Genomic DNA, 20,942 nt, shown 5'->3' with positions numbered 1-20,942 from the left:
GGGATACATTCATGTCTGACACTCAATTGGCGGAAAAACCGCGGGTCGACGTCCAGCAGCGCGGCGCCGACCATGTGCAACCCGGCTCGCCGCTGGGTATCAAGCGAGTGCCTGTCGGCTCGCCTGTTTACAACGAAGTGGTCACGTTTCTTTATGAAGAAGCGACGCTGCTGGACCAGATCCGCCTGCAGGACTGGGCCGCGCGCCTGGCGACGGACCTCATCTACACCGTACCGCTGCGCCATACCCGTACGGCCGCTGAACTTTCCACCACCATCGTTCGCAGCGTGCAGCACTACCACGACGACTATCGATCCATCATGGGTCGCATACTGCGTCTGTCCGGTAAAAGCGCCTGGGCCGAAGACCCGCCGTCGCGCACGCGGCGGCTGGTCACCAACGTGTTCGTCGAGGAAACCGAGAAGCCGGACGAGTTCATCGTGACGAGCTATCTGCTCCTCACCCGGAGCCGCTTCAAGGATCACCACGTCGACATCATAAGCGGGGAGCGGCGCGATCTGCTGCGTGTGGATGGCGACAGTTTCAAGCTCGCCCGACGTGAAGTCATTCTCGATCAGGCCGTATTGGGGACCCCGAACCTGGCGGTATTCCTCTAAACGTCCAAATCATTGAAAGCGTTCATCGTGTCGCACCTTTAGCCTGCTGATCGGTTCAGCAGGCTTTTTTGTGGCTGGCTCTGGCACCGATCAGCAAGTCGTCTGCGTGCATTCCTTCAGCCAGTCCGCGTCAGCTGCGCAGAGGGTCTCGTTGCTCGCGATATCCCACGTCGAGCCCTTAATACGCAATGCGTACGGCGCTCTGATCGTCTGCTGGCTGAAGCAGCGATCGGTGCTGGAGGCGTGAATCTGGCTATCCAGATCATGAGTCTTGCCGATGGAGATCATGGTGCAGCGCCGCAGCAACAGTGCCGCCTCGGCAAGGTCCGGGGTCAGTGTATTCAGTGCCCAGCGGGCCATGCCCTCGCGAATGTTCACACCCGAGAACGGTTGTGGATCTTCGATGATCGCGCCTTTGACCTGCCACTCCAGCAACGGTTGGCCATTGAGCTGCAGCATGGCCTGCGTTCGTCCCTCCAGGCGCATGGGCACCTGAATGTCGTAACGGCGGACCTGTGCCGGCCGTAGCGCCGCTGCGACAGCCAGCCCCGCGAGATCCAGCAGGTGCGTGCATTGATGCCGGGCATCCGTTTCTCGGGTGACTGAATGGGCAATGGGTGACAACACCATGCCTGACAGTGCGTGCAACGGCTCGATTGCCTCGGGGCAGGCAGAGTAAGGAAACCTCAGGGCCTGGCCGGTGACCTGGCTCAGTACGCCGTGTTCATGGCGCAGGGATACGCGAAAGTGGTGAAAATCGTCCTCCAGAGCGGCACGCACTTCGCCGCCCTCTATCTGGCCACTGGAAACGATCACGACACGGCGGCGAAACATACTCATCCGGCTTATCCTTTTTGTCTGGCTGAGCGAGTGTTTTTTATCGGTTTTATTTAGACACTATATCGGATAATGTTCACATATGTGGCATGGGAAATTCACTCGAACAACAACAAAAAAGGAGCGGCTATGAGCCTGCTGCGAGGACAAGTGGCGCTGATCACCGGCGCTGGCGGTGGTATCGGACGAGGTGTGGCGTTGAGTTTCGCCAAACAGGGTGCATCGGTGGTGGTCGCGGAGCTCGACGAAGCCAGCGGTGCAGCGGTTGCCGAGGAGCTTAAGGCGCTTGGTGCGCAGGCCCTGTTCATCAGGACCGATGTCAGTAGCAAAGCGGATATCCAGGCGGCCATCGATGCAGCCGTCACGCATTTCGGAGGGCTGGATATCCTGGTGAACAATGCATTTGCGCCCACGCCTAACGTGCTGCTGGAGGAAAAAACCGACGACATGCTCGAGCGCACGCTGAACTCGACCGTCTGGGCCGCCTGGTGGTCGATGAAAGCAGCGTTCCCGCACATGCAGGCACGAGGCGGCGGCAAGATCATCAACTTCTACTCCATCGACACCGAGATCGGCGCGTGGCTGCACGGGGACTACAACACGGCGAAATCCGCCGTGGTCGGCCTGACCCGCAGCGCCGCTTCCGAGTGGGGACGTTTCAACATCCGCGTCAACGCGATTGCCCCCACCGCCATGGGCGCGACCTTTCACAAGCTGGCGGAAGAAAACCCGGGATTCGCCGAGATGTCGGCTGGATTGCGGCCACTGGGACGGTGCGGGGAACCGGAAGAAGATATCGGCCCGGTGGTGGTGTTCCTTGCATCCGAGATGTCGCGCTTCGTGACGGGTGAGACCTTGCACGTCGATGGCGGCCTGCATTTGCCTGGCTACAACTCCAGACCCAAGGATATTCCCGCTCGGGAGTATTGATTCATAAGGGGACGCGGCGTGTCAGACACGCCGCTTCGCCGTTCAGCGTTTCGCGACCTTGATATCGGTGTCGTCCAGATCCCAGGTAGTCGCCGTTTTCCCTTCATCGCGCAACAGGTACTTGAGCACCCGACCCTGAGGGTTTTTCGGCAGGCTGGTGCGGAACTCGATGTAGCGGGGAAGCGCGTAGTAAGGGACCGTGTCCGCCGCCCAGTGGAACAACGCTTCTGGCGCGAGTTCGGTGTTCTCGTGCAACACCGCAGTGACTTTTACGTCATCCTCGCCCTTGTCCGACGGCACCGCATGTACCGCCACTTCCGACAATGCAGGATGTGTGGCAAACGCGGCCTCCATCTCGAAACTGGAGATGTTCTCGCCTCGGCGGCGCAGGTAATCCTTCTTGCGGTCGACGAAGTAGAAAAAGCCTTCGTCATCGAACTTGCCGACGTCTCCTGTGTGGAACCACATGTTGCGCATCAGTTTCTGGGTGTCCTCGGGACGGCGCCAGTAACCCTGGAACATGATGTCCGGGCGTTGCGGTCTGACCACGATTTCGCCCGGCGTCCCACCCGGAACTTCATTGTCCTGTTCATCGACGATGCGCACATCGAAATCCGCGATGCGTTTGCCTGATGACCCCGGCGCTGCGTATTCGCCGGCCGCCAGTGAGGTGACCACGCATGCCTCGGTCAATCCGTAGCCATTTCCTCCCACCAGCCGGGTGCCAAAGCGTTCACGCCATATCTGTTTGGTTTCTTCGGTGTAGGGGTTGCCTCTGGCGGTGTGAATCTGTCCTCGGCAGCGCAACATCGCTTCGTTATCCGGGGCCTGAGCGAGCAGGCCACCCATGCCGCCGAGGATCGAGGCGATGGTCGCGCCCGAACGTTCGACTTCCGGCCAGAAGTTGGACACCGAAAAACGCGGCAGGATGGCGGCGCGGGCGCCTACCAGAATGCTGGCGATGATGCTGACGCACAGCGCATTCATGTGGAACAGCGGCAGGGGTGTGATCGTCACATCGTCCTCGCTCGCCGGGCCTGCTCGCAGTTGCAGCCGGGCGAGGTTGCACATGAAGTTGTAACTGATCATGCAGCCTTTCGAAGGTCCGGTGGTGCCGGAGGTGTAGATCAGGCAGGCAAGGTCGGATGGCTGCGGCTTGCGCTCGAAGGCCGAATCATCGGAGCCGCGATGGGCATCCAGTGATTCGATAGGGAAAGGAGCTGAAGGTGAAGTGACCTGCTGGCCGCTGGCATTGCGATAGAGAACGCGGTGGACATCCGTGAGCTGGTCAGCGATTGCGCTGATGCGTGAAAGATAATCCGCTTCGCAGATCACCAGATGTGTGCCGGTGTCCGCGATCTGATGGCGCAGGAATTCCCCTTTGAGGGCCGTATTGATCGGTACGCTGACCGCGCAGAGCTTGTTGATGGCCAGCCAGGTCACGACAGCATCGATGTTGTTGTCGAGCATCGTAAGTACAGTGGCGCCCGCAACGACGCCAAGGTCGGCGAGGGCATGGGCCATCCTGTTGGAAAGCTGATCAACTTCTCGGTATGTGTACAACGTTCCGCTGAAATCCAGCAAAACCTTGTCTGGAGCCCTTGCTACTGCTCGCTCCAGTGCACAAATTACCGTGTCTCTTTCACCCAGTGCCCAGGCTTCGGGATTCCCAGTGCCGCTCATGAATGTTCTCCTCTTTGTGGGCGCTCCAGCGAAGGCGTACCCAAATCTTATTTTGGTGAGAGAATCCGATTCTATGGAAAGATTTATGTCTTGTCTCTAGGCAGAAGTTGAACAAATTCTAGGCTATATGCTTAATTCCTATGCTACCGTGACACATCGAAATGTCTATGGGTCTTTCCATTCATGCCAAAACCTCAAAAACAACAGGCCGAAGCCGCTGCGCCAAAGGCCGGATCCTCTGCAAAAAAGAAATCGGTAGCGCCTGTTAAACCTGCCCGCGCCAACGCCAAGACAGCCGCGCCTGCAGGCGCTGGCAGCAACGGTGCGACGGCGCCAGCCAAGGTCAAACCCAATCGCCGCTCCGAAGAAACCATCTCCAATATTCTTGCTGCCACCGAAGAGGTCGTGCTGCAGTCCGGTGCCGACCGCATTTCCATTCTGGACGTATGCAAGGTCGCTGGAATTTCCCGGGGCACGTTCTACCGCTATTTCTCTTCCCAGGAAGATCTTCTCGACACGTTCTCCCGCCACAAGCGCGACAGCTTCCACGTCTCGCTGACCGCGGCGCTCGGCCAGATCGAAGATCCCGAAGCGCGGCTTAATGCCTTGTTCGTCTATCTGGACAATTATCTTGAGCAGAGCCGTGCCCGCCGCTTGCTGGTGGTCGCACCTGATTACGCCCTTGGCTTCTTCAGGCGTATTTTTCATGATTCGATCGTGCGTTTTCAGGACGTGCTCAACATCGTTTTCGACGACTGGGACGAGAAGCTCGGCGTGCGTCTGGACCGCGAGTTGCTGTGCGAGATGATCATTCGCTACGTGCTCAGCGAAATACTGGTACCGGAAAGTGCCAGCCGGCGCTTGTTGCCGGTGCGAGTGAAGAAGCTGGCCGCTGCCTTGACCATGGGCTCGACTTCTCGGACCCGTCGCTGACTAGCCTTAGTTAGACACTTTTCGAAAATACATCACCGGCCGCTGCCATTGCAGCGGCCGGTTTTTTTTCGCCTGAAAACGGGTTATGGCGCCTATTTTCGTCGGATTGAGCGGATTTCGGTCAGTGGGACGCCGTGTCGGACGGCTCTGGCTCGGCCTTCTTGTACGGTTTATGAAAATAAACTGAACACTATTTTGATTTATGCCCAATTTAATTTTATGCTTCTATCAGACCGAAGCGGGGTGAGCCGATTCGCCGGGCAGCCTGATGGGCGCTCCAGGTGCCGTGCTTCGGGACTCGCAACACCCAGAACAATCACAAGAACCATAAAGTTTCTACGTAGAGGTCCCGGATTATGCTTATCGATCTTCACGCTCACGCTCCGCTCCCTGGCTATTACAATCAGCACCCGCATTGGGGTCCGTTTTTTGAACAGTGCGATGACGGCGATATCCGCTTGCGTGTGGGCAAATGGCAGCTCACGCTAGGCTCGCCGGAGCGCAAGGCGGCAGTGCGTGCCGGCAAAGGCCTGAAGCTTGAGGAATACATGGCCAAGTGGGCCGATCCGAAAGTCCGACTGGCGGGTATGGACGCAGCAGGGCAGAACCTGCAGGTCGTGTCGGTCCCGTCCCACTGCTACATGTACTGGACTGAGGCCGAGTACGCGGTGCCTTATGCGCGCACCGTCAATGACACCTTTGCCGAATACTGCTCCGCCGCACCCGATCGTTTGATGTTCTGGGCACATGCACCACTGAACGCGCCTGAAGCGGCGGCCATCGAGTTGCGCCGTGCGTGTACCGAGCTGGGCGCCAAGGGGCTTTCTGCGGGCGGCGCCAATTTCGGCGGGCTGGAGTTCGATTCTCCGGAACTGGATGTGGTCTGGAAAACCCTCTGCGACCTCGATCTGCCCATGTTCATTCATGGCTATAACCAGTCGGTCACCTGGGGTGATCGCGCCAATGAAGACCGCTACGAAACCACTGCGATTGTCGGGATGCAGTACGACGAAACCCGTTGCTTCTGGAACCTGATATGCGGTGGCGTGCTGGACCGCTTCCCGGATCTGAAGGTCTACATCACCCATGGCGGCGGTTATGTGCCTTATCAGCTGGGTCGTCTGGCCCAGACCAACAAGAACCTCGACGTGGTGCACAACAAGCGTCCGGTTCTCGACTACATGAAAAACTTCTATTTCGATGTCGAGCTGCACGAGCTGCCGATGCGTCAGGCTCTGATTGAGGTCATCGGCGCTGATCAGATGGTCTATGGCAGCAACTTCGGTGGCAGCGATGCCGTCCGTCACGACCTGACCCATGGCCTGAAGCTCAGCGACGCGGATCTGCAGAAAATTCGCTGGCAGAACGCGTGCAAGTTGCTTCATCTGGACCCTGCAAAAATCGGTCAGGTCACACCTGCCAAGGAAGCGGTCTGATGAAACTGGCTCGCTGTTCCTATTTCGAGAGCGGCGTGTTCTGGGCGGTGGTCGATGTTCAGCAAGACATGGTCACCCCCATCGCCGGCGAATTCAGTACCTGGGCACCGAAGGTCGCGCAGGGGGCTGGAATCAGCGCCCTGCGCTTTTCGGGGCCGCCGCTGGCCTTGTCCCAGGTCACGTTGCTGCCGCCGATCGAGCCGGTGAATCGGGTGGTGGTAGCAGGGGCGAACTACGCCAAGCACCTGGTGGAGTTTGGCTTGTCGGCACCGTCCCAGCCGGTCGCATTTCTCAAGGCTTACGGCGCGCTGATCGGTGCCCATGATCCGATTCGCTTTCCTCCGCTCACCACAGAGCTGGATCACGAAGTGGAGCTGGTGGCAGTGATCGGCAGCGACGACGTGGATCTCGACGACCCGCTGGCGTGTGTTCTGGGCTACACCGTCGGCAACGATGTTAGCGCCCGGGATCTGCAACGCAGTGGGCCGAAAGGCATCGGCATGGACCTCTTCGCCGCCAAGAGCCAGGACAAAACCACCGGTCTTGGGCCCTGGGTTGTCACCAAGGACGAACTTCCCGAAGGCTCGCCCAAGCTTCGCCTGACGCTCAAGGTCAATGGCCAGATGCGTCAGGACGGCAACACCGCGGACATGACCTGGGATGTCGGCGAGCTGATCGCTTTCGTGCAGCAGCGTTCCAGCTTCGCCTGTGGCGATGTGTTGTTCACAGGATCCCCGGCAGGGGTTGGCATGGGTACCGGCATATTTCTGGATCCCGGCGATGTGGTCGAAGCGAGCATCGAAGGCATCGGCACCTTGCGTAACGTCGTGGGCGAAAAAACACCCGTCAAATCGAAGGTCTCGGCATGAGTACTGATAAAAACAACAAAGTGGTGGTTGTCGGAGCCGGGCTGATGGGCACGGGTATTGCCCATGGTTTTGTCAGCGCAGGCTTTCATACGGTGCTGGTCGATACCAGTGCGCAATCACTGAGCAACGCCAGAACGGCCATTGAAAACATACTCAAGGCCGGGGTCAGCCTGGGCAAGGTCTCGGCGCAACAGGCCGACGCATCCATGGCGCGGCTCAGTACGGCAGGTGATCTGGGTGAGGCCGCCATCGGCGCGAACTGGCTGGTGGAGACCGTTTCCGAGCAACTGGCGATCAAGAAATCCATTGTTGCCCAGGCCGCGCCACTGATGGCGCCGGATGCAATCATTGCAACCAACACGTCGGCACTGAGCGTCACCGAGATTGCGGCGACGATCGACAGTGCCGACCGAGTCATCGGCATGCACTTCTTCAATCCGGTGCACAAGATGAAGCTGGTCGAACTCGTGCGCGGGTTGGCCACCAGTGACGAGACTGTCGCCCGTACCCGCGATCTGTGCGATGCATTGGGCAAGACATCGATCATCGTCAATGAGTCGCCGGGCCTGACCACCAGCCGCATGTCGGCAATGCTTGGCAACGAAGCCATGTACATGTTGCAGGAGGGCATCGCCAGCGCCGAGGACATTGACACTGCATTGCGCATGGGCTTCAACCACCCGATGGGGCCGCTGGAACTGGGAGATTTGACCGGCTGGGATACAAGGCTTTCTGTCCTGCGCTATTTGCATCAGACGCTGGGGGAGAAATTCCGCCCATGCCCATTGATCATCAAGATGGTGGCAGCTGGGCGCCTGGGCCGAAAAACCGGGCATGGCGTCTATCGCTATGAAGACAACAAGGCAGTGCCTGGCAGTGGTCTTCGAGCGAGCGCGCTATGAAAGACATCGTGATTGTCGATGCCGTGCGCACGCCTGTCGGTCGATTTCGCGGCAGCCTGGCCGGCGTGCGGGCCGATCATCTGGGCGCACTGGTGCTCAACGCATTGGTCGAACGCAACGATCTGTCCCCCACCGTGATCGACGATGTCGTTTTTGGTTGTGTGACCCAGATCGGTGAGCAATCGGCCAACATCGCGCGGACTGCGCTGCTGGGGGCTGGCTGGCCGGTCAGCATTCCCGGGCTGACGCTGGACCGCAAATGCGGCTCGGGGGAAGCGGCGGTGCACGTGGCGGCCGGTGCCATTGCTTCGGGAATGGCAGAAGCTGTGGTGGCCGGTGGCGCGGAAAACATGAGTCGAGTGCCCATGGGCAGCAACCGCGATCTGCACGGCGAGGCATTTGGCTGGATGGCCAGCGAACGCTACGAGCTCACGAGCCAGGGCGAAGCGGCCGAGCGCATTGTCGATAAATGGAAACTCAGTCGCGATGCGTTGGACGACTACGCCTTCGCCAGCCACGAGCGGGCGGCGAAGGCCAGTGATGCGGGGTATTTCGACAGCCAACTGATACCGGTGCCGGTCGAATCGCTTCGCGAGAAGACCCTGACGGAACCCGCGGTAACGCTGGTTGCTGACGAAACCATCCGACGTGACACCTCACGGGAGAAGCTTTCCACACTCAAAACCAGCTTCCGCCCGGAAAACGGGCGAATTACGGCAGGCAACTCTTCGCAGATTTCCGATGGGGCTGCCGCGTTATTGATCATGGATGCCGAAGCCGCCCGCAGGCACGGGCTAAGGACTCGCGCGCGTATTGTCGCCTTTGCCACTGTCGGCACCGATCCAACGCTGATGTTGACAGGCCCCATCGAGGCGACGGCCAAGGTACTCCGCAAAGCCGGTTTGCAGCTCAAGGACATCGACCTGTTCGAAGTCAACGAAGCGTTCGCCTCGGTTCCGCTGGCCTGGATGCATGAGACCGGCGTCAGTCATGAACGCCTGAATGTGAATGGAGGCGCCATCGCGCTCGGGCATCCGTTGGGGGCCAGTGGCGCTCGCCTGATAACCACGCTGCTGAACGAACTGGAGCGACGGGGCGCCCGGTATGGCCTGCAGGCCATCTGCTGCGCAGGGGGCCTGGGAACAGCGACCATTATCGAGCGGCTGGAGTGAGCGGGCAGCGGGTTGTGGATCAGAGCGATGGCTCGGCGCGTTTGCCACTGGTTGCTCTGGACCTGCTGCCTGATGAGTTGTGCGCGGCAATCGAGCGTGGCCTGGCCTCTCGGATGCTCAGTACCAGCCGACCGGTTCAGGTTTGGGCCCATCGGCCCAAGGTCGCGCTGGCCTGGCTGGCACTGATGGAAAGCCTGCATGAGGACAGTCTGCTCAATGAGCGCCTGCGCGAACTGGTGCGCTTGAAGATCGCAAGCCTGACGCAGTGCCAGGCCTGCCAGCTTGCGCGCAAGTCTGAGCAGGTCGATGAGCGAGATATCGCTTGTATTGCCACCGACAGCGACCACTTTACGCCCGCCGAACGTGCGGCGCTGAGCTTTGCCGATCTGTTCGCCAGTGACTACCAGTCCATTAAAGATCTGCACTTCCAACGCCTGGGCTGTTATTTCGATACTGCACAGATTGTCGAGTTGAATCTCTACTGCGCCCTGATGCTGGCGGGCGGTCGTATGACCTATGTACAGCAGGCCTACTGATATCGAAATGAAAAGTAACGAGTCAGATACGCAAATTATGTTCAGATAATATTTTGTAACCTAGACTCAGTCCGTTACGGCGCCGGTTAGCCAGGTGCATCAGCCAACAATGAACAATAAGAAAGGAGATGATCATGTCCGTTCAGGCGCAAAGCAATCTGAACAAGGAATTTGCCAACGTCGCCAGCAATTACCGTGGCAGCGATGTTGATTTGCAGGCTGTCTATGCCGAGGCCCGCAAAAACACGCCGATTCTTGAAGGCAACTTCATGGCAGGCCTTGGCGTGCCGTCGATTGCGGGTCTGGATCCCAACCGCCCAACCTTCACCTTATTCAAATACGACGACGTGATGGCGGTCATGCGTGATGCGAAGAACTTCACCAGCGGGTTCATCGCCGAGGGGCTGGGAGCATTTTTCGACGGACTGATCCTCACTGCGATGGACGGCGACGCTCACAAGAACATCCGTAATCTGTTGCAGCCGGTCTTCATGCCCGAGACCGTCAATCGCTGGAAGGAGACCAAGATCGACCGTGTGATCCGGGAGGAATACATCAAACCCCTGGTGGCAGCCAAATCGGCGGATCTAATGGATTTCGGCCTGTATTTCCCCATTCGGGTGATTTACGCGCTGATTGGTTTTCCCGAAGACAAGCCCGAGGAAATCGAGCAGTACGCGGCTTGGGCGTTGGCCATTCTCGCCGGCCCACAGGTGGACCCGGAGAAGGCCGCTGCAGCCCGCGGCGCTGCCATGCATGCAGCACAGGCCCTTTACGACGTGGTCAAGGTGGTGGTTGCCGAGCGCCGCGAGGCGGGCGCGGAGGGCGATGACCTGATCAGCCGCCTGATCCGGGCGCAGTACGAAGGACGTTCCCTGGACGATCATGAAATCGCCACCTTCGTTCGGTCCCTGCTGCCGGCGGCCAGCGAAACCACGACGCGCACATTCGGTACGCTGTTGACGCTCCTGCTGGAGAATCCGGAAACGCTGGAGCGGGTACGCAACGACCGGAGCCTGGTCAACAAGTCCATCGACGAAGCGGTGCGTTTCGAGCCAGTCGCTACGTTCAAGGTCCGCCAGACAGCTCAGGAAACGGTGATTCGAGGCGTACAGATTCCCAAGGGCGCAATGGTCCAGTGCATCGTCTCGTCGGCCAATCGTGACGAAGACGCCTTCGAGAACGCTCACAGGTTCGACATCGACCGTAAGCCGCGACCTTCCTTTGGTTTCGGCTTCGGGCCGCACATGTGCATCGGTCAGTTCGTCGCCAAGACTGAAATCAATTGCGCGATCAACGCGATTCTCGACCTGTTGCCGAACATCCGCCTCGACCCTTCCAAGCCTGCGCCGCAGATCGTTGGCGCCCAGCTGCGCGGCCCCCATGAGGTCCACGTGATCTGGGACTGAAAACCTGCGCAACCGTCTCGCAACCCCGGACCCGTGCCTGAGAAGGCGCGGGTTTTTTCTTTTCGCGCTTACCCGGGGGCTACGTTTCATCTGAATTTATATGAACACAATCAAATAAAGTGTTTAATTTGTATTGAGTGTGATCTATGATTCAGGCACAACAACAAACAACCCGTTGCGAAGGGAAGAACAATGAAAATTGATGATCTGATTCTCGTCAGCGTCGACGACCACGCCATCGAGCCGCCGAACGCATTTGCCCGTCACATGCCTCTACGCTTCAAGGGGCGCGAGCCTCACGTGGTGAAGACCGGTGATCGCGATGTCTGGGTATTCGAAGAGCAGGCTACTGGGTACATGGGCCTGAACTCCGTGGTGGGACGTCCGAAAGAAGAATATGGCATGGAGCCATTGGGTTACGACCAGATGCGCCGTGGTACCTGGAATATCAAGGACCGCGTCGATGACATGAGCGCCAACGGTGTGCTGGGCTCATTGTGCTTCCCGACATTCCCAGGCTTCGCCGGGCAACGCTTTCAGGTTCATGCCGATCGCGATGTATCGTTGGCAGCGATTCAGGCCTACAACGACTGGCACCTGCATGACTGGTGCAATGCTGCCCCAGGTCGCTTTATCCCATTGATGCTGGTGCCGTGGTGGGACATGCAGGCCGCCGCCGCAGAGGTCAATCGTATGGCGAAACAGGGCGTTCATGCTCTGTCCCTGTCCGATAACCCGGCCATCCACGGTTACCCGTCGATCCACAGTGATTACTGGGATCCGCTGTGGAAAGCCTGTTCCGACAATAAGGTGGTGATTTGCTGCCACATCGGGACAGGGGTCAAGGCCAACCATGCCTCGGACCTTTCGCCGATCGACGCGTGGATCACCTCCATGCCGATCTCCATTGCCAACTCTGCCGCAGACTGGATCTGGGCGCCGATGTGGAAGAAATTCCCCGATCTGCGCATGGCGCTGTCCGAAGGCAGCATCGGCTGGGTTCCGTACCTGCTCGAGCGTGCCGACTTCACCCATCGTCACCACAACGCCTGGACCAACTCCAACTTCGGCGGGAAGATGCCGAGCGACATCTTTCACAAGCACATCATCACCTGCTTCATCGAAGACAAGTTCGGTCTGCAGAACCTGAGCTTCATGAACGAAGACATGGTGACGTGGGAAAGCGACTATCCGCATTCCGACTGCACCTGGCCGGAGTCGCCGGAGACTGCGTGGGATGGCCTCAAGCATCTGCCTGAACACACGATCAACAAGCTCACTCACCTCAATGCCATGCGCGAGTTCTCCTACGATCCATTCGCCATCCTTGGGCGTGAGAACTGCACCGTCGGCGCGCTGCGCGCCCAGGCCACCCACGTCAAGATCGAGCCGGCGCTGGGTCTGGGCGGTGCCGATCACGGACGTGAAGACGGCAAGCCGGTGACCTCCGGCGACATCAACGCGATGTTCGAAAAAGCGGACGCGCAAACCGCGCTGTAAAAGCCGTCGCGCTGTTTCCCCGGCAAGCCACGCACTTGTCGGGGAGCAGCAAAGCGGTTGTGCTCGTCATGCGGATGATTCTTCCGCTTTTGCATGTCCAGTCTTCGAGAGCATTCATGGCCATCAATGAATTTACCTACAGCGGAATTCCAGCTGAGGCTGAAGCGTTGCGCGCCGAGGTGCGCGAGTTTCTCGCTCATACGCTGGCCGACTATCCTCCTGCGCTGCGCGCGCAATCGTGGATGGGCTTCGATGCGAGTTTCAGCAAGGCGCTTGGCGCCAAAGGCTGGCTCGGCATGGCGCTCCCCAGGGAATACGGCGGAACCCAGGCCGGCTTTTTTGCCCGTTACGTCGTCAGTGAAGAATTGCTCGCCGCGGGTGCGCCGGTGTCGGCGCACTGGATCGCCGACCGGCAGAGCGGGCCGCTGATCAACAAGTTCGGCACGCACGCGCAGCGTGACCGCTATTTGCCCGCCATTTGCCGTGGCGAAAGTTATTTCTGTATTGGCATGAGCGAACCGGGTTCCGGCTCGGACCTGGCGTCGATTCGTTCCACTGCGGTGCGCGACGGTGAAGGCTGGCGAGTCAACGGACAGAAAGTCTGGACCACCAATGCCCATCACTCGCATTACATGATTGCGCTGTTGCGTACGGGTGATAAACAGACCGCACGGCATGAAGGCATGTCGCAGTTCATCGTCGACCTTCGGTTGCCCGGCATTACCGTAAGACCAATACGTGATCTTGCGGGCGGTGAGCACTTCAACGAAGTGTTTTTCGACGACGTTTATCTTGCCGATGACGCGCTGATTGGCAGTGAAGGCAAGGGCTGGGAGCAGGTTACCGCCGAGCTTGCGTTCGAGCGCAGCGGTCCTGAGCGTTTCTTGAGTTCCATGGCCTTGATCAAGACCATGATCGACGCTATCGGGACCCAGCCGGATGCACTGCAAGCAGCCGAAGTCGGTCGCTTGGCTGCAAGGCTTGCGACGTTGCGCAACATGTCGCTGGCGGTCACTGCGCAACTGGCTTCGGGTGGTCAGCCGGCCTGGGCAGCGTCGTGTGTGAAAGATCTGGGCAACGCGTTCGAGCAGGACATTCCCGAACTCGCCCAACGTCTGCTGGACATCGAGCCCCGGCAACACGGCGGCAGCGATCACGCACAGGTTCTGGCCTATCTGACGCAGATGGCGCCTTCTTTCTCATTGCGTGGCGGCACCCGCGAGATTCTTCGCGGGATCATCGCCCGTGGCCTGGGGTTGCGATAATCATGCGCGAACTATTTGAGTCGACCATCGAACGCCTGCTGGCCGATGGCTCGGGCAGTGAAACCGTACTGGCGAGCGAGGGCGGGGTATGGTCCGCCACATTGTGGGACGCCATTGAAGATTCAGGTTTTACCCTGGCTGCTGCCCCCGAATCTTTGGGCGGCGCCGATGCGGGTTGGGCTGACTTGTACGTGATCGCTCGGGCTGCCGGGCGCTACGCGGTGCCGCTGCCGCTGAGCGAGGCGCTGCTGGCCAACTGGCTGTTGGGTAGCTGCGGTCTGGAACCACAGAGCGGCAGCCTGAGCTTTGCCGCCAATGCGCAACTGACGTTGAGCGCGGGACGGGTCAGCGGTGTATTGCGCGACGTTCCATGGGGGCGTCATGTGCAGACGGTCATTGCCATCGCCGACAACGATGGCGTCGGACCAAGCCTGGTGGTTCTCGCCCGTTCACAGGCTCAAGGCATCGAGCAGAGCCTGAACGTTGCCGGCGAACCCAGGGACACGTTGTTCTTCAACAATGCCGTAGTGGTGGACAGCGCACCTTTGCCTAACGGGCTCAGCAGCGAGGTGCTCCATCTCGGCGGCGCGTTGATCCGCAGCGCACAGATTGCAGGTGCGCTGACTCGACTGCTCGAGATGACCAGCGAATACGCCGGGCAGCGCAATCAGTTCGGCAAGCCGATCGGGGCGTTTCAAGCGATTCAGCAACAGCTTGCCGTGTTTGCCGAACAGACCGCCGCCGCCAACATCGCGGCACAAGCGGCATTCGTACAGTCGGACCGCGCGTTGAACTGGTTTGCCATCGCCGTTGCCAAGGTGTCCGCCGCCGAAGCGGCCACCCAGTGCGCAAACATTGCTCACGCCGTCCATGGCGCCATCGGTTTCACTCAGGAATACGCCCTGCAACTCTACACCCGCAGGTTGTGGGCCTGGCGCGGCGAATTCGGCACCGCGACGCGCTGGAGCCAGCAGATCGGCGCCCAGGTCTGTGCGGTCGGAGGCGACGGGTTCTGGCCGTTGCTGACCCAGGATTCCGTCAGTGGAGCATCAGCATGAGCCCGTTCCTGCAAATCGAGCGCGACGGTCCCATCGTGACTGTGCGCATGAACCATCCCGACACGCGAAATGCGCTGACCACCCCCGAGCAAATAGAGGAATTCGTGCAGCTGTGCGCCCAACTGCGCCGCGACCGTTCTGCAAGGGTGATGGTGCTGACCGGCAACGGCAGTGCGTTTTGCGCAGGGGGTAACGTCAAGGACATGCGGGAGCGCAGCGGCATCTTCGCGGGCTCTCCCTACGAGCTGCGCGACACCTATCGAGACGGGATTCAGCGCATCCCGCTGGCGCTCTACGAGCTGGACATTCCGGTGATCGCCGCAGTGAACGGCCCGGCCATTGGTGCCGGGCTGGACCTTGCCTGCATGTGCGACATCCGCCTTGCGTCGCCGACCGCCATCTTCGCCGAGAGCTTCGTACGCCTGGGCATCGTGCCCGGTGATGGAGGCGCTTGGCTGTTGCCGCGAATCATCGGCATTCCTAAAGCCAGCCTGATGGCCTTCACCGGCGACACCATCGACGCGGCTAAAGCGCTGGATTGGGGGTTGGTTGAGCAGGTCTGCACCCATGAAACATTGCAGTCCGAAGCGCAGGCGTTAGCAAAACGAATCGCCAGCAACCCCGGGCACGCCTTGCGCTTGTGCAAACGGCTGCTGCGTGAAGGTCAGCATATGCGTCTGGACTCGCTCCTGGAACTGTCGGCGGCGTACCAGTCCATCGCTCATCACACGGCCGATCATGAAGAGGCGGTCGCCGCGTTCGTTGAAAAGCGCCCGGCCTCCTATCAGGACAAGTAATCAGACAACAATAAGAGTGGATGGGGAGAACAGTCATGCGCCGTGTCTTTCGTGAAGATCACAACATGTTCAGGGACCAGGCCCGACGCTTCGTCGAGCGGGAGATCGTGCCTCACCTGCACGAGTGGGAAAAAAACGGCATCGTCCCCAAGGAGCTTTGGCTCAAGGCTGGGGAAACCGGCCTGCTGTGTTCGACCGTGCCAGAGGAATATGGTGGCTCGGGCGGCGACTTTGGCCATTCGGCGGTCATGATTGAGGAACTGGCACGAGCGAACGCGACTGCGGTGGGCTTCACCACGCATTCGGAAATCGTTACGCCTTACATCGTCGCCTACGGCAGCGAAGAGCAGAAGCGCAAATGGCTGCCGCGCATGGTCAGCGGCGAGCTGATCGGTGTGATTGCCATGAGCGAGCCTGGTATCGGCAGCGATCTGCGCTCGATGCGAACGTCCCTGCGCCAGGAAGGCAACGAGTACATCGTCAACGGCCAGAAAACCTTCATTACAAACGGTGGTAACGCGGGGCTGATGGTCACGGCGACCAAGCTCGACCCTGCGGCCAAAGAGCTGACATTGATCTGTGTGGAAGAAGACCGTCCGGGCTTTTCCAAGGGGCGTCTGCTGGAGAAGATCGGGCTCAAGGGGCAGGACACTTCGGAGCTGTTCTTCGATCAGGTTCGCGTGCCGGTCGGTAACAGGCTGGGCGAGGAGGGCATGGGCTTCAAATACCTGACTCACCAACTGGCTTGGGAACGCCTGATCATCGCGATTCGGGCCGCCCAGTCGATCGATACCTTGCTAGAAGAAACTATCGAGTACACCCGTGAGCGCAAGGTGTTCGGCAAACCCGTGCTGGATTTTCAGAACACCCGGTTCAAGCTGGCGGAAGCCAAGGCTCAGGCGACCATGCTCAGGGTCTTTGTCGATGACTGCCTGGATAAAGTCATGCGAGGCGAGCTGACCCCCGAGATTGCCGCCATGGCCAAACTGTTGGGATCGGAGATGCAGGGCAAGTTGCTGGACGAGTTCCTGCAATTGCATGGCGGCTACGGCTTCATGAGCGAATACAAGATAAGCCGGGCGTGGGTCGATGCACGGGTCGCGCGGATCTACGGCGGCACGTCGGAAATCATGAAGGAAATTATCGGTCGTACGCTTTAAGCTGGAACGCGTACGACACCCGATAAAAACCACTCAAGGAGAAAGGCATGAGTGATTCACTGTATGACATCCCGTTGAAGCAGATCGATGGCACTCCCGGCAACCTTGGGCAATACAAAGGCAAGGTTCTGTTGGTGGTCAATGTGGCGTCCAAGTGCGGGCTGACCCCACAGTACGAGGGGCTCGAGAGCCTTTATGAGAACAAGCGTGGCGAGGGGTTGGAGGTGCTGGGTTTTCCAGCCAACAACTTCAAGGAGCAAGAGCCAGGCAGCGACAGCGAGATTCAGTCGTTCTGTTCGACGACTTACAACGTGCAGTTCCCCCTGTTCTCGAAGATCTCCGTGGTCGGTGCGGGCAAGCACCCGCTCTATAGCGAATTGACTTCGGCCCAGCCATCGGCCACCGGTGACGGGCCATTTCGCGAGCGCTTGAAAGGCTATGGCATCGAGAGCGGCGACCCTCAGGAAGTGCTGTGGAACTTCGAGAAGTTTCTGATCGGCCGAGGCGGCGAGGTGATCGGCCGTTTCGCACCGGACGTGGCAGCCGATGACCCGCGTTTGATGGCTGCGATCGACCAGGCGTTGCATGCCTGACCCATCAATGGGCGCAACGCTTGGAGATACAAACGGCTCTGGATTGAATCCGGGGCCGTTTTCGCTTCAGTCAGAAGTTGCAGGCCACGCCCGCTGCCGCGCTCAATGTGCGTCAACATTTCCAATGTCACGTCGATTGTGCGGCAATATCCAGAGTCTGGGGCCATAGCCCTTCGCTTATCAATTGGTTGAATGCACCGGTGATTTCCAACGGCGCATCCACGTAACCCTGCCTTACCGACCACCGCCATATCCCCAGCAGGCCGCCGACCAGGCTGCGCACTGCGATCTCGCCGCCAATTCCATCACTCTGATAGCCGCCATGGCGCTTCAAATGATCACGAACCTGAATGATCAGCAGGTTTTCCAGATGGGACAGAACGATCTCTCGGGAAGCGCCGCTCATCAATGACGTGGTCAGCGCGGCATGCTTTTTCGTCGCAACGAACAACCAGCTGCACACAACCAGCACTGTGCGCGCGCGGCCATTGCTTAGGCGAGTCTGCACAGCCGGCATGCCCATGACACCGTAGCCGGCAACCAGCAGATCTTCCTTGTCCCTGAAGTGCGCATAAAACGTCGACCGCGCAATGCCGGAACGGTCCAGCAAGTCCTGCACGGTGATATCCCGATAGTCTTTTTCCAGTGCCAACTGGTACATCGTTGCCAGCATCAGCTCGCGCGTCCGTTGGGTCCGCTGAGCGTGCCGATCCTGGCCGGGGCAGAGCGCTTGCGGCCATTGATCCTGCAAAGGGGTGTATTGATTTATGAGGAATCTCTACGTCTTCAAGTGCGGTTGATTTTTAGAGTTATTGGACACATGCATCAGGCGTGTTTTTTCCACGATTTCCAGACTGGCACAGCATTCTCGACCAGGCAAGAAAACCACCATCCCTTTTAAATCAACGACCCATGTCATTCATCGAACAGATCCGAGGATCTGTCCGTTGTGGGGTGGCCGCCCTGGTTCTAAATTCTGGGCACCGCTTGTTAGGCAGAATAATAAAAAATGTCCAAAACTTACGACTACGTCATTGTGGGCGCAGGCTCCGCGGGTTGCGTGATGGCGAACCGGCTGTCCCACGACCCGAGCGTTTCGGTATTGCTGATCGAGAGCGGCCCTGAGCATACGAGCCCGTTGATCTCGAGGCCTCGCGGCATCGGCAAGCTTCTCACCGCGGGTAATCCACACGTCTGGGATTATCAGGCGTCACGCGGCGAGCACATGCCTGATGAGTTATTGCTCAAGGGGCGAGCAATCGGCGGCTCCAGTTCGGTCAATGGGATGGTCTATGTCCGTGGCGCACCTGCCGATTACGACGCCTGGGAAGCACAAGGCTGTGAAGGGTGGGGCTGGCAGGACATCGGGCGGCGATTCGTTGCGCTCGAAGACCACGTGCTTGGCAATGATGAATGGCGGGGCAAGGGTGGCCCGCTGAAGGTCAGTGTCCATCCTGCCAATGATCCCTTGTGTGACGCGGTCATCGCTGCGGCAGGCCAGATCGGCACACCCGCCGTGGCGGATACCAATCACGTTCAGGCAGTGCGCGACGGTGGGTTTGGCTACCAACCGCAAACGACATGGGGCGGCCAGCGTTTCAGCGCGGCCAAGGCATTTCTCGACCCTGTGCGCGCTCGAAACAACCTCACGGTGCTGACGGGCAGTACCGCGGAACGCATCCTGTTCGAAGGCGGCCGCGCCACTGCCGTGGTGGTGCGCAATGCTTCGGGCTTGCACGCTTTTGCAATCCGGCGCGAGGCGGTGCTTTGCGCCGACGCGATAGAGAGTCCCAAACTTCTCCAGTTATCTGGCGTCGGTCCTGCGAGCTTGCTCAAGCCATTGGGATCGAGGTCGTCGCCGATTCGCCAGACACCGGGCGCAATCTTCGGGAGCATCTCTATATCGCCCTGCAATTTCGGGTCACCCGAGGCAGCTGCTGCTGGAGGCGAAAGTGTTCACACAAGAGGACAGCGAAGTGCGTGCACGTGCGATTTTTTCGGCCGTGGCAGGTGCTCAACTGATTGCAAGAAGCAGGTCGGACATTGCGTTATTCGACACGCTGATCAACGCCTATCGTGTCTGCGGGCCATTGCCCGCATGAGTTGTTGCGCACCCGATCGTCCCATCCCAAGAGCTTCAAGCTAGCTCCAAGAGCCGGCGTCCCTGGGCACGGATAGCCTTGATGTCCGAGCTACCTTCGGGGCGTGCGGCTCTTTTTCCGAGCGCCGACTGGATGTGGGAACCCGCATGTCCTGGTGCTGCTTTATCAGGGTGTAGCACCTCGGATTTCTGTTTTGAGCCATTCGAGAACCGCACGAATCTCTGGCGAATTCTGTTTTCCCGAAGAGCACAGGAAGTGATAGCCCGTGTCACTTTCCATCTCTTCGTCCAGCAGTTTCTGGAGGGTTCCAGTGCGTAATTCATCGGAGATGTGTGATGTTCTGGCCATCGCGACACCCAATCCTCGTATGGCAGCCGACACGGCCATATTGGAGTGCGGCACGACCAGGGCACAGTTGAGCGAGGAGGGCGTCAGGGCGTTTCTCTGGAGCCAGTAATCCCAGGAGGGCGTCGAAATCTGCTCGCCGTTGGCCATGCTTCGCGAACGTAGAATGAGGGGGAAGTCGAGAACGTCTGCTGGCGTTTCGGGTCGACCGAGCCGTTCGACCAGCGCGGGGCTGCACACTGGAAAGGTCCGTTCCGCAAGAATGTACTCCGAGTAGAAACCTGGCCAGGCAGCCTCCTGGGATTCCAAGCGTATGGCAGCTTGTCCGTTGGCATTGTCGAATCTGGAAAAATCCTCGGTGTTGAGCTGGATTTGGATGTCGGGATGCGAGGCGTAGAAAGACGGCAGGCGAGGGATCAACCAGGTGTTGGCAAACGAGTCATGGACGAACAATTCAATCTGTGATGAGCCTGGAGCCTCTCGTTCAAAACGCGTGGCGAGTGCCGCAAAGTCTTTTAAAAACTGACGGACGATCGGGAGCAGCTCGATGCCAGCCTGGGTCACTACAATGGCGCCAGCGCTCCGGTCAAATAGCTCGGTACCCAGTAACTCTTCCAACTGTCTGACCTGGTGGCTGATTGCGCTTTGCGTGACATGCAACTCAAGAGCTGCCTGCGAGAAGTTCAGATGCCGCACGCACGCTTCGAAGCCTCTGAGCGCAGCCATCGAAGGAAATTTTATAGCGGCCATTATTCGGACTCTGGGGGGCGTTCATAGGGCATTAAATCCTTTCATTAA

At 59.2% G+C, this 20,942-nt stretch carries 19 protein-coding genes and 2 pseudogenes; 17 read left to right on the top strand and 4 right to left on the bottom strand.

What is annotated here, in order from left to right; genetic code table 11:
- The first annotated feature begins 11 nt into the window (after nt 1-11).
- Nucleotides 12-617 carry an aromatic-ring-hydroxylating dioxygenase subunit beta gene (locus BLS87_RS05560; protein ID WP_074750864.1) on the top strand — a complete coding sequence of 202 codons (606 nt, stop codon included), beginning with the start codon at nt 12-14 and terminating at the stop codon, nt 615-617.
- A 90-nt stretch (nt 618-707) separates the two neighbouring features.
- Here BLS87_RS05560 and BLS87_RS05555 read toward each other — a convergent pair whose 3' ends face one another.
- Nucleotides 708-1,457: a DUF2889 domain-containing protein gene (locus tag BLS87_RS05555; RefSeq protein WP_074750862.1), complete on the bottom strand. Its 750-nt coding sequence runs from the start codon at nt 1,455-1,457 to the stop codon at nt 708-710.
- A 126-nt stretch (nt 1,458-1,583) separates the two neighbouring features.
- Here BLS87_RS05555 and BLS87_RS05550 point away from each other — a divergent pair, with 126 nt between their 5' ends.
- A complete protein-coding gene (locus BLS87_RS05550) occupies nt 1,584-2,384 on the top strand; it encodes an SDR family NAD(P)-dependent oxidoreductase (protein WP_074750860.1) in 801 nt (266 codons plus the stop codon).
- Between the two features lie 42 nt (nt 2,385-2,426).
- Here the strand turns inward: BLS87_RS05550 and BLS87_RS05545 are convergent, their stop codons facing one another.
- Nucleotides 2,427-4,067, bottom strand: coding sequence for an ATP-dependent acyl-CoA ligase (locus BLS87_RS05545; RefSeq protein ID WP_074750858.1), 1,641 nt, complete (start codon nt 4,065-4,067; stop codon nt 2,427-2,429).
- A 183-nt stretch (nt 4,068-4,250) separates the two neighbouring features.
- Between BLS87_RS05545 and BLS87_RS05540 the strand changes: the two genes are divergently transcribed.
- The 13 genes from BLS87_RS05540 to BLS87_RS05480 all read left to right on the top strand — a co-directional run bounded on the left by BLS87_RS05540 (nt 4,251) and on the right by BLS87_RS05480 (nt 17,697).
- Nucleotides 4,251-5,000, top strand: coding sequence for a TetR/AcrR family transcriptional regulator (locus BLS87_RS05540; protein WP_074750857.1), 750 nt, complete (start codon nt 4,251-4,253; stop codon nt 4,998-5,000).
- Nucleotides 5,001-5,356: 356 nt separating this feature from the next.
- Nucleotides 5,357-6,436 (top strand): amidohydrolase family protein, encoded by a 1,080-nt coding sequence (locus tag BLS87_RS05535; protein ID WP_074750855.1) that lies wholly within the window; start codon nt 5,357-5,359, stop codon nt 6,434-6,436.
- A complete protein-coding gene (locus BLS87_RS05530; RefSeq protein WP_074750853.1) occupies nt 6,436-7,305 on the top strand; it encodes a fumarylacetoacetate hydrolase family protein in 870 nt (289 codons plus the stop codon). The genes BLS87_RS05535 and BLS87_RS05530 overlap by 1 nt, the downstream gene beginning before the upstream one ends.
- Nucleotides 7,302-8,207 carry a 3-hydroxyacyl-CoA dehydrogenase gene (locus BLS87_RS05525; RefSeq protein ID WP_074750852.1) on the top strand — a complete coding sequence of 302 codons (906 nt, stop codon included), beginning with the start codon at nt 7,302-7,304 and terminating at the stop codon, nt 8,205-8,207. Before BLS87_RS05530 ends, BLS87_RS05525 begins: the two co-directional genes overlap by 4 nt.
- Nucleotides 8,204-9,379, top strand: coding sequence for a thiolase family protein (locus BLS87_RS05520; protein ID WP_074750851.1), 1,176 nt, complete (start codon nt 8,204-8,206; stop codon nt 9,377-9,379). The genes BLS87_RS05525 and BLS87_RS05520 overlap by 4 nt, the downstream gene beginning before the upstream one ends.
- Nucleotides 9,380-9,393: 14 nt before the next feature.
- A complete protein-coding gene (locus tag BLS87_RS05515) occupies nt 9,394-9,915 on the top strand; it encodes a carboxymuconolactone decarboxylase family protein (protein WP_244165803.1) in 522 nt (173 codons plus the stop codon).
- A 134-nt stretch (nt 9,916-10,049) separates the two neighbouring features.
- A complete protein-coding gene (locus BLS87_RS05510) occupies nt 10,050-11,324 on the top strand; it encodes a cytochrome P450 (protein WP_074750849.1) in 1,275 nt (424 codons plus the stop codon).
- Nucleotides 11,325-11,516: 192 nt separating this feature from the next.
- Complete coding sequence (locus tag BLS87_RS05505; RefSeq protein WP_074750847.1) at nt 11,517-12,824, top strand: amidohydrolase family protein; 1,308 nt, start codon at nt 11,517-11,519, stop codon at nt 12,822-12,824.
- A gap of 116 nt (nt 12,825-12,940) precedes the next feature.
- Nucleotides 12,941-14,089, top strand: coding sequence for an acyl-CoA dehydrogenase family protein (locus BLS87_RS05500; protein ID WP_074750844.1), 1,149 nt, complete (start codon nt 12,941-12,943; stop codon nt 14,087-14,089).
- Between the two features lie 2 nt (nt 14,090-14,091).
- Complete coding sequence (locus BLS87_RS05495; protein WP_074750842.1) at nt 14,092-15,147, top strand: acyl-CoA dehydrogenase family protein; 1,056 nt, start codon at nt 14,092-14,094, stop codon at nt 15,145-15,147.
- Nucleotides 15,144-15,944 (top strand): crotonase/enoyl-CoA hydratase family protein, encoded by an 801-nt coding sequence (locus BLS87_RS05490; protein WP_074750840.1) that lies wholly within the window; start codon nt 15,144-15,146, stop codon nt 15,942-15,944. Before BLS87_RS05495 ends, BLS87_RS05490 begins: the two co-directional genes overlap by 4 nt.
- 35 nt (nt 15,945-15,979) lie before the next feature.
- Nucleotides 15,980-17,104, top strand: a complete 1,125-nt coding sequence (locus BLS87_RS05485; RefSeq protein WP_074750838.1) for an acyl-CoA dehydrogenase family protein — start codon at nt 15,980-15,982, stop codon at nt 17,102-17,104.
- A 47-nt stretch (nt 17,105-17,151) separates the two neighbouring features.
- On the top strand, nt 17,152-17,697 hold the full coding sequence (locus tag BLS87_RS05480) for a glutathione peroxidase (RefSeq protein ID WP_074750836.1): 546 nt from the start codon (nt 17,152-17,154) through the stop codon (nt 17,695-17,697).
- A gap of 127 nt (nt 17,698-17,824) precedes the next feature.
- Here the strand turns inward: BLS87_RS05480 and BLS87_RS05475 are convergent, their stop codons facing one another.
- Nucleotides 17,825-18,370 carry a TetR/AcrR family transcriptional regulator gene (locus tag BLS87_RS05475; RefSeq protein WP_083370611.1) on the bottom strand — a complete coding sequence of 182 codons (546 nt, stop codon included), beginning with the start codon at nt 18,368-18,370 and terminating at the stop codon, nt 17,825-17,827.
- A gap of 336 nt (nt 18,371-18,706) precedes the next feature.
- Between BLS87_RS05475 and BLS87_RS05470 the strand changes: the two are divergent.
- A pseudogene (locus BLS87_RS05470) lies at nt 18,707-19,468 on the top strand (GMC family oxidoreductase); the annotation flags it as partial.
- 193 nt (nt 19,469-19,661) lie between these two features.
- Nucleotides 19,662-19,799, top strand: a pseudogene (locus BLS87_RS34565) (TetR/AcrR family transcriptional regulator); the annotation flags it as partial.
- A gap of 165 nt (nt 19,800-19,964) precedes the next feature.
- Here BLS87_RS34565 and BLS87_RS05460 read toward each other — a convergent pair.
- Nucleotides 19,965-20,894, bottom strand: a complete 930-nt coding sequence (locus BLS87_RS05460) for a LysR substrate-binding domain-containing protein (RefSeq protein ID WP_083370610.1) — start codon at nt 20,892-20,894, stop codon at nt 19,965-19,967.
- Between the last annotated feature and the right edge of the window lie 48 nt (nt 20,895-20,942).

This window comes from Pseudomonas abietaniphila (assembly GCF_900100795.1).
In the GTDB taxonomy this organism is placed as follows: domain Bacteria; phylum Pseudomonadota; class Gammaproteobacteria; order Pseudomonadales; family Pseudomonadaceae; genus Aquipseudomonas; species Aquipseudomonas abietaniphila.
The sequence above is the reverse complement of the archived record's forward strand: the minus strand, read 5'-3'. Positions and strand labels throughout refer to the sequence as shown.

Coding starts and splice junctions, on each gene's coding strand:
- BLS87_RS05560 (WP_074750864.1), top strand. CDS start 12: ATGTCTGACACTCAATTGGCGGAAAAACCGCGGGTCGACGTCCAGCAG.
- BLS87_RS05555 (WP_074750862.1), bottom strand. CDS start 1,457: ATGAGTATGTTTCGCCGCCGTGTCGTGATCGTTTCCAGTGGCCAGATA.
- BLS87_RS05550 (WP_074750860.1), top strand. CDS start 1,584: ATGAGCCTGCTGCGAGGACAAGTGGCGCTGATCACCGGCGCTGGCGGT.
- BLS87_RS05545 (WP_074750858.1), bottom strand. CDS start 4,067: ATGAGCGGCACTGGGAATCCCGAAGCCTGGGCACTGGGTGAAAGAGAC.
- BLS87_RS05540 (WP_074750857.1), top strand. CDS start 4,251: ATGCCAAAACCTCAAAAACAACAGGCCGAAGCCGCTGCGCCAAAGGCC.
- BLS87_RS05535 (WP_074750855.1), top strand. CDS start 5,357: ATGCTTATCGATCTTCACGCTCACGCTCCGCTCCCTGGCTATTACAAT.
- BLS87_RS05530 (WP_074750853.1), top strand. CDS start 6,436: ATGAAACTGGCTCGCTGTTCCTATTTCGAGAGCGGCGTGTTCTGGGCG.
- BLS87_RS05525 (WP_074750852.1), top strand. CDS start 7,302: ATGAGTACTGATAAAAACAACAAAGTGGTGGTTGTCGGAGCCGGGCTG.
- BLS87_RS05520 (WP_074750851.1), top strand. CDS start 8,204: ATGAAAGACATCGTGATTGTCGATGCCGTGCGCACGCCTGTCGGTCGA.
- BLS87_RS05510 (WP_074750849.1), top strand. CDS start 10,050: ATGTCCGTTCAGGCGCAAAGCAATCTGAACAAGGAATTTGCCAACGTC.
- BLS87_RS05505 (WP_074750847.1), top strand. CDS start 11,517: ATGAAAATTGATGATCTGATTCTCGTCAGCGTCGACGACCACGCCATC.
- BLS87_RS05500 (WP_074750844.1), top strand. CDS start 12,941: ATGGCCATCAATGAATTTACCTACAGCGGAATTCCAGCTGAGGCTGAA.
- BLS87_RS05495 (WP_074750842.1), top strand. CDS start 14,092: ATGCGCGAACTATTTGAGTCGACCATCGAACGCCTGCTGGCCGATGGC.
- BLS87_RS05490 (WP_074750840.1), top strand. CDS start 15,144: ATGAGCCCGTTCCTGCAAATCGAGCGCGACGGTCCCATCGTGACTGTG.
- BLS87_RS05485 (WP_074750838.1), top strand. CDS start 15,980: ATGCGCCGTGTCTTTCGTGAAGATCACAACATGTTCAGGGACCAGGCC.
- BLS87_RS05480 (WP_074750836.1), top strand. CDS start 17,152: ATGAGTGATTCACTGTATGACATCCCGTTGAAGCAGATCGATGGCACT.
- BLS87_RS05475 (WP_083370611.1), bottom strand. CDS start 18,370: ATGCTGGCAACGATGTACCAGTTGGCACTGGAAAAAGACTATCGGGAT.
- BLS87_RS05460 (WP_083370610.1), bottom strand. CDS start 20,894: ATGGCCGCTATAAAATTTCCTTCGATGGCTGCGCTCAGAGGCTTCGAA.